9 protein-coding genes are annotated in these 6380 nt (G+C 61.8%); 1 reads left to right on the top strand and 8 read right to left on the bottom strand.

Features of this window, described 5'->3' with window-relative positions; genetic code table 11:
* From VJX68_RS15845 to VJX68_RS15820, 6 genes are all read right to left on the bottom strand, one after another.
* On the bottom strand, positions 1-441 hold a 441-nt coding region (locus tag VJX68_RS15845; RefSeq protein ID WP_324096687.1), incomplete at its 3' end, for an HpcH/HpaI aldolase/citrate lyase family protein.
* Positions 438-1637 (bottom strand): CaiB/BaiF CoA transferase family protein, encoded by a 1200-nt coding sequence (locus VJX68_RS15840; RefSeq protein ID WP_324096686.1) that lies wholly within the window; start codon positions 1635-1637, stop codon positions 438-440. The genes VJX68_RS15845 and VJX68_RS15840, both read right to left, overlap by 4 nt.
* Positions 1634-2119 carry a MaoC family dehydratase gene (locus VJX68_RS15835; RefSeq protein WP_324096685.1) on the bottom strand — a complete coding sequence of 162 codons (486 nt, stop codon included), beginning with the start codon at positions 2117-2119 and terminating at the stop codon, positions 1634-1636. The genes VJX68_RS15840 and VJX68_RS15835 overlap by 4 nt, the downstream gene beginning before the upstream one ends.
* Positions 2116-3282: an acyl-CoA dehydrogenase family protein gene (locus tag VJX68_RS15830; protein ID WP_324096688.1), complete on the bottom strand. Its 1167-nt coding sequence runs from the start codon at positions 3280-3282 to the stop codon at positions 2116-2118. Before VJX68_RS15830 ends, VJX68_RS15835 begins: the two co-directional genes overlap by 4 nt.
* Before the next feature lie 5 nt (positions 3283-3287).
* Positions 3288-3782 carry a MaoC family dehydratase gene (locus VJX68_RS15825; protein ID WP_324096684.1) on the bottom strand — a complete coding sequence of 165 codons (495 nt, stop codon included), beginning with the start codon at positions 3780-3782 and terminating at the stop codon, positions 3288-3290.
* A gap of 53 nt (positions 3783-3835) precedes the next feature.
* Positions 3836-4570 (bottom strand): glutathione S-transferase family protein, encoded by a 735-nt coding sequence (locus VJX68_RS15820; protein ID WP_324096683.1) that lies wholly within the window; start codon positions 4568-4570, stop codon positions 3836-3838.
* A 108-nt stretch (positions 4571-4678) separates the two neighbouring features.
* Here VJX68_RS15820 and VJX68_RS15815 point away from each other — a divergent pair, with 108 nt between their 5' ends.
* Positions 4679-5398 carry a dienelactone hydrolase family protein gene (locus VJX68_RS15815; RefSeq protein ID WP_324096682.1) on the top strand — a complete coding sequence of 240 codons (720 nt, stop codon included), beginning with the start codon at positions 4679-4681 and terminating at the stop codon, positions 5396-5398.
* On the opposite strand, the gene VJX68_RS15810 is transcribed toward VJX68_RS15815, so the two are convergent.
* Together VJX68_RS15810 and VJX68_RS15805 are read right to left on the bottom strand one after the other, a co-directional pair.
* Positions 5395-6030: a hypothetical protein gene (locus VJX68_RS15810; protein ID WP_324096681.1), complete on the bottom strand. Its 636-nt coding sequence runs from the start codon at positions 6028-6030 to the stop codon at positions 5395-5397. The genes VJX68_RS15815 and VJX68_RS15810 overlap by 4 nt on opposite strands.
* Before the next feature lie 27 nt (positions 6031-6057).
* The coding region (locus VJX68_RS15805; protein WP_324096680.1) for a hypothetical protein at positions 6058-6380 on the bottom strand (323 nt) is incomplete at its 5' end.

Here is a 6380-nt window from a genome sequence, read left to right as displayed (position 1 = left end):
CGCTGCCGCAATTTCCTCGACGCGCGCCAGCGCCGCACTCTCCTCGATCAACGCCTCGAGGCCAATCCTGTTTTTCAGATGAAGCTTCGTTTCGAGCTGCGTCAGCAGCGTGTCGAAAAACCAGATGTCGCGCGGCGCCTTCGGCTTCGGCACGATGATGACGTCGAGCTTGTCGCCCGCGCCATCGACGACTTCGATCACATCGTCGTGCGCCCAGTGCGTGTCCGCGCCGTTGACCCGCACCGCGCGAACTTTTTTGCCCCAATCGAGATTGCGGAGGGCATTGACGGCGTTCTTGCGCGCCGCTTCTTTCTGCGCCGGCGCGACAGCGTCTTCGAGGTCAAGAAACACCATGTCGGCCGCGGTCGCCATCGCTTTCTCGATCATTTTCGGACTCGAAGCGGGCGTCGAAAGTTCCGAACGTCTTAGTCGAAGCATCATGATTGCTCCTTGTGCGCGATTGATATTCCCGCGTCAGCCAGCACCTGCTCGGTATGCTCGCCCAGCCGCGGCGCGCGCGCGTAAATTCCCGACGGTGTGCCCGTCAGCTTGATCGGACATCCTGCGAGCGTCAGCGGAGGATTGTCGCCGGGCTGTTCGACCTCAACCAGCATGCCGCGCGCCCGCGGATGGGGATCCTTGAAAATATCTTTGGCCGAATTCACGGGGCCAACCGGCACTTTGCCGCCGATCGCATCGACGATTTCGCGCGTGCTATGCGCCTGCGTCCAGTCGCTGAGAATGCCGCGCACGAATTCAGCGTTCGCGACGCGCCGGTTAACGTTGCGGGTGCGATTGTCAGTCGCGAGCGCAGGCCGGCCGATCGCATCGCAAAGAACCTTCCAGTGATTTTCCCCGGGCGCCGCAATAGCCACGGCGCCATCGCGCGTCGGAAAAATATCGAACGGACACAGCACCGGCGTCCCGTTACCGCCCGGCTCCCGCACGATGCCGGCGCCCGAGTAGCTGTAAACGATCATCTCGCTCAGCGCGAGGATCGCGTCGTACATCGCCACGTCGAGAAATTGCCCCTGCCCGCTCCGCCGCGCCGCGTGAATCGCGGACACTACTCCGAGCGCGGCGAGCGTGCCGGGGTAGATGTCGCCGACCGCGGGGCCGGCTTTGTAACCGCCGCCGTCTCGCGGACCCGTGACGGCAACCAACCCGCCCATGCTCTGCGCGACGATGTCGAAGGCCGGCCATTCCGCATACGGACTCGCGCCGGTGCGCGGATCGCCGAAGCCGCGAATCGCGGCATAGACGAGCGCGGGATTTATTTCGCGCAGGCGCTCGTAGCTGATGCCCGCGCGATCCATCACGCCGGTCTTCGCATTCTCGACGACCGCGTCCGCCGTCTTTGCGAGTTTGAAAAACGTCTCGCGGTCCGCGTCGCTCTTGATGTCGAGCACGATGCTGCGTTTGTTGCGATTGACGCTCGCGAAGTAACCGCCGTAGTCGCATCCCTTTCGATCGGCAGGATGCGGCCCCAAGCTGCGGCTCATGTCGCCGGCGGGCGGCTCGACCTTGATAACGTCGGCGCCAAGGTCCGCCAGCAGCATCGTGCAGTACGGACCAGCGAGCGCCTGCGTGAGATCCAGTACACGAACGTCCGAGAGCGGTCCCGTGCGCGCAGTCATCGATTGCCCCAATGCGAGCGGCGCTTGATCAGCACCGTGCGCTCGCCCTCAAAGACGATCGTCCCGTCGTGCTTGGCGCCCCAGTGCTTGAAGCGCACGATGCCGGCGTCGTCGCGATCGGCGTCGCGCTTTTCGAGCACCTCGCTGTATGCGTACAGCGTGTCGCCATGAAAGACCGGCGAGGTGAACCTGATTCCCGTGAGGCCGAGTTCGGCGAGCGCATTTTCGCCGGTGTCCTGCGTCGCCAGCCCGATACAGACTGAGCCGGTCACCAGCCCGAAGACGAGCCGCTGGCCGAATTGCGTCGAGCGCATGCGATGCTCGTTATAGTGGCCATCGGCGGTGTTAAGCACGAGCTTCGTGAGCATCTGATTTTCGATCTCGCCGATGGTGGTGCCGCGAGCGTGACGCAATTTCGCGCCGACTTCGAAGTCTTCGAAGTAATTTCCCGTCCCGGTCAGCTTCGATATCAACGTGCTCACTTTCTTACCCTAGGCAGCAGGCGGTCGGAGATAATCCGCAACTGGATTTCGGAAGTGCCCTCGAAAATTTTTGTCAGACGCGCGTCGCGCCAGTAGCGCTCGAGCGGAAAGTCCTTGGTGTAGCCGTAGCCGCCGTGAATTTGCAGGGCCTGGCTGGTGACGCGCTCGGCCATTTCCGAGGCGAACAGCTTCGCCATCGAAGCCTCTTTGTCGCATCGCCGCTTGCTGTCGACTTCCGTCGCGACGAAGTACATAAGCTGTCGCGCCGCTTCGATCTCGGTCGCCATCTCGGCCAGCTTGAATCGAATCGCCTGGAACTCTCCGATCGGCTGCCCGAACGCGACCCGCTTCTGCGCGTAGGCAAGTGAGTCTTCCAGCCCGCCGCGTGCAAGCCCGATCGCACGCGCCGCGGTATGCACGCGCGCCACCTCGAGCCCGCTCACGGCGCCGTAGAATCCTTTGCCCTCGCCGCGGTCTTCGCGCTCGCGCCCCAGCAGGGCGTCGGCCGGCAGCTTGAAATTGTCGAAATGCAGCTCCCACGTCTTCCACCCGAAGTAGCCGATCTTACGAATCGGCGAGCCCGTCAGTCCCGGTGGAAACTTGCCGCGCTCCTTGAGCACCAGGAACTGGCTGATGCCCTCGTGACGGCGGCGCGGATCGGACGGCTGTTTGGTGCGCGCCAGCACCGAGATGAAGTCCGCGCCGTCGGCAAACGTGCACCAGGTCTTGGTGCCGTTAAGCATCCAGCCGTCGCCGTCGCGCGTCGCTTTGCACGAGACGTTGGCGAGGTCGGAGCCCGCGTCGGGCTCCGACAGCGCAGCCGCGCCGAGAAATTCTCCGCGCGCCATCCGCGGCAGGTATTCGCGCCGCTGCTCCGCCGTGAATCCGCCGCCTAGTCCGTTGCCGCGCGCGATTATGCTTGCGACGCTCATCCACGCGCGCGCGAGTTCCTCGGTGATCAGCGCGTACTCAAACGCCCCCAGGCCGAGCCCGCCGTATTCCTCCGGGATGACGACGCCGAAGTAGCCCATCTCGGCGAGCTTGTCGCGGAGCGCCATCGGGATGTCGCCTTGCTCGGGGTCGAGCTTGTTCGCGATGGGCAGGACTTCGTTCATCGCGAAGTCGCGCGCCGCATTCTGAATCATCCGCCGCTCGTCGTTCATGTAACTCACAATGGCGCTCCTCTGCGTTTGGCGACGAGGTTGGTCCGCTCGTAGCTGATGACGAGTTCGTCGCGTTGATTGCGGGCTTCGGTGCGCCAGGTGACGATGCCGAAGTTGCCGCGACTTGCGGATTCGCGCGTCGAGACCACCGTGCTGCGCGCGCTAAGTGTATCGCCGGGATAAACCGGGCGATGAAATTCCAAACCGTTGATGCCGAGAAATGGGCCGCCCGCTTCGCTCAAATCCTCGACCGAAATGCCGACCACCGTGCACGCAACCAGCATCGGATTAACGACCACGTCGGGATGACCGTGCACGCGCGCATACTCGGCGTTGAAGTACAGCGGGCAATGCGCGAGCGTCGCGGTGGTGAAGAGCGAATTGTCGCCGGCGTTTATCGTGCGGCCCCAATGATGCTCGAAGACCTGGCCTTCGCGGAATTCTTCGAACGAATGGCCCTTCGGCACCAGCTTGAACTGAGTGAAATCGGGACCTGCCATAAACCATGTTCCTAGCAGAACTCTCGTCGCGCCGCGAATTCAGCGGCGAGCTTCTAATCATCAACCGACACGTGCGAGCCCGGATAGAACGCCTTCTCGAATGATGGCCGGGCTCTTATCCGCGCGTACCAATCCGTCATGTTGGGCAAGTCGCGCCAGACATCTTCGAGGCCGATGTCCGACATGCGCACGATCGTCGGCAGGACGCACAGGTCGGCGAGCGAAATCGAGTTCCCGGCCAGCCACTCAGTTCCCTTCGTGATTGCGCCGTCGATTCGCTCGACTGTCTGGCGCAATCGCTCCGTGGATTCGTCCACCTGATCTTTCGAGAAGCCGTCGGTGCCGAAGCGCCGGTAGTGACCCTTGCGCAGCGGCGTCGCTTCGATGTAGCGCGCGCGTTGCGTGTCGCTCATCTGGCGCCATCCCTTGAGGAAAAGCCCGTTGAACGACGGCACCCGAATCGCCGCCGTCGGCACCTCCTCGATGTACCGCAGCCACGCGCGAACCTTCGCCCTTCCGTAGGCGTCGCGAGGCATCAGCGCGGTACCTTCGGCTGGAGCGATCTCCTCGAGATATTCGCAAATCACCGATGAGTCGATGACGGGCCGGCCGTCATGCACCAATGTCGGCACGACGCCGTTGGGATTGAGCGCGAGGTACGCGGGCTTCAGATGATCGCCGGTCGCAAACTCGATCGGATGACTCGTCCATGCCAGACCTTTCTCTGCCAGGCACAGCCGGGCCTTCTGACTGCACGTCGAAATATGTGCGTGATACAGCTCGAGCATTTGCGTCTCCTCCGACTCTCGAAGCGCTAACTTACAACTATTCCGCCGCTTCCAGAAAATGGCCGAATCGTGCAAGATGGCGCTGATTCACAACCATTGGAGACTCGCATGAAGACAGAGACTGTTGAATACAAGGACGGAGACGTAACGCTTCGCGGCTATCTGGCTTTCGACGACAAGAAGTCCGGCAAGCGCCCGGGCGTTCTCGTGATGCCGGAAGCGTTCGGCCTGGGCGACCACGCGAAGAAGCGAGCTGAGCGGCTGGCAGAGCTGGGCTACGTCGCTTTCGCCGGCGACCCTTACGGAAACGGAGTCGAGGTCTCAAGCCTGCCGGAGGCGATGAAGCTCGCGACGCCGTTGTTTACCGACCCGTCGAAACTTCGCAAACGCGGGCGAGCCGCGCTCGATCATCTCGCGTCGATGCCTCAGACCGACGGCGGGCGACTCGCCGCGATCGGATTCTGCATGGGCGGCACGTTTTCGCTCGAGCTTGCTCGCGACGGCGCGCCACTCAGAGGGATAGTCAGCTTTCACGGCGGCCTCCAGACGCAGCGGCCCGCCGAGCCTGGCAAAGTCAAGGCGAAGATCCTCGTTTGCACCGGCGCCGATGACACCATGATCCCGTTCGAGCAGGTCAATGCCTTCGAGGCCGAGATGATCAAAGCCGGCGCGGACTGGCAGGTCATCACCTATGGAGGCGCGAAGCACAGCTTCACCAATCCGCAATCGGACAGCCTCAGGATGCCGGGCATCGGCTACAACAAGCTCGTGGACGCGCGATCGTGGAAGGCGATGGCTGATTTCTTCGAAGAGATATTCGCATCCTAGCGGCGAGATCTCTTCCTGGAACGAGTCTTTGTAGGTATGGGGCCAGCATTCTCGACAGGCTCCGCGCGATTCCAGGCGGCGACTATTGCGAACATCATGATCAGAGCCATCAAAGCGGTGGTAGCTAGAGATATATAGTAGGACCATCGGCGAATAGCTGTAGGACGCAACTCGATCGTGACATCGTGTGTTCCGGCCGGGACGTTGAAGGTTATCTCTCCACTCTCAGGCGCGGGTGACGTCGCAACTTCCCGATCGTCAACCAGCACTGTCCATCCCGGATAGTCGAAGAGCGAATCCTCCATGAGAGCGGCCTCGCTCGCATCGACCTTGAACGACTGGCGATTCGAGCTGACGGCGAGTTGAGATACCACGGGCGCGGATCGCACACCTTTGAGCAGGACATTTTCGAAGTAAGGACGGTAAAGCACCGTCCGCGGCTCATATTCTTCGCGAGTCGTCGTGTTTATCCCCAGGTGAGCGATCGAATCTGCACCGTAATACGCTTCATCATAGGTCTGAATTCCCTTGGGTTGGGTATGCGCGATGTTGAGTAGTACCAGGACTACAATCGCTACCGATGCCAGCCGGGGGCCTATGCGCTCGAAGGCGTAGAGCGCCAACAGCGGCATGAACAGGGCAGGAACGCAAAGCGTGCGCTACGGATAAGCCAGGTATTGAAGCGTGGCGACGTGCTCCCAAATCGTCCATGACAAATCGGTGGCTAACAACGCGGCGATAATCGACGCGCCGGCAAAGACCAGCGCGTCCAGGCGGCGTGTAAGGTTTGCCGCACGCATCGCGATAAGGACTCCCGTGATCGCCAAGGCTATGTGAACGAGTCCTAGCAGGGTGTTGAGAAACGCCTCTTCGATGGGATCGACGGAAGGTTTTGCATCGGTATAGTGGAACGAGGCCAGTTGGGTTGAGGAGGAAGCGGAAGATGCGAGGATACGATCGGGCACAGAGCACGATGCTGACG

Origin of the sequence: Binatus sp. (SeqCode) (assembly GCF_035272065.1) — a bacterium.
In the GTDB taxonomy this organism is placed as follows: domain Bacteria; phylum Desulfobacterota; class Binatia; order Binatales; family Binataceae; genus Binatus.
This window is presented reverse-complemented; position numbering and strand designations above follow the sequence as displayed.

Excerpts from the sequence above, each read along its gene's own strand:
- VJX68_RS15840 (WP_324096686.1), bottom strand. The coding sequence starts at position 1,637 with ATGACTGCGCGCACGGGACCGCTCTCGGACGTTCGTGTACTGGATCTC.
- VJX68_RS15830 (WP_324096688.1), bottom strand. The coding sequence starts at position 3,282 with ATGAACGACGAGCGGCGGATGATTCAGAATGCGGCGCGCGACTTCGCG.
- VJX68_RS15825 (WP_324096684.1), bottom strand. The coding sequence starts at position 3,782 with ATGGCAGGTCCCGATTTCACTCAGTTCAAGCTGGTGCCGAAGGGCCAT.
- VJX68_RS15820 (WP_324096683.1), bottom strand. The coding sequence starts at position 4,570 with ATGCTCGAGCTGTATCACGCACATATTTCGACGTGCAGTCAGAAGGCC.
- VJX68_RS15815 (WP_324096682.1), top strand. The coding sequence starts at position 4,679 with ATGAAGACAGAGACTGTTGAATACAAGGACGGAGACGTAACGCTTCGC.
- VJX68_RS15810 (WP_324096681.1), bottom strand. The coding sequence starts at position 6,030 with ATGCCGCTGTTGGCGCTCTACGCCTTCGAGCGCATAGGCCCCCGGCTG.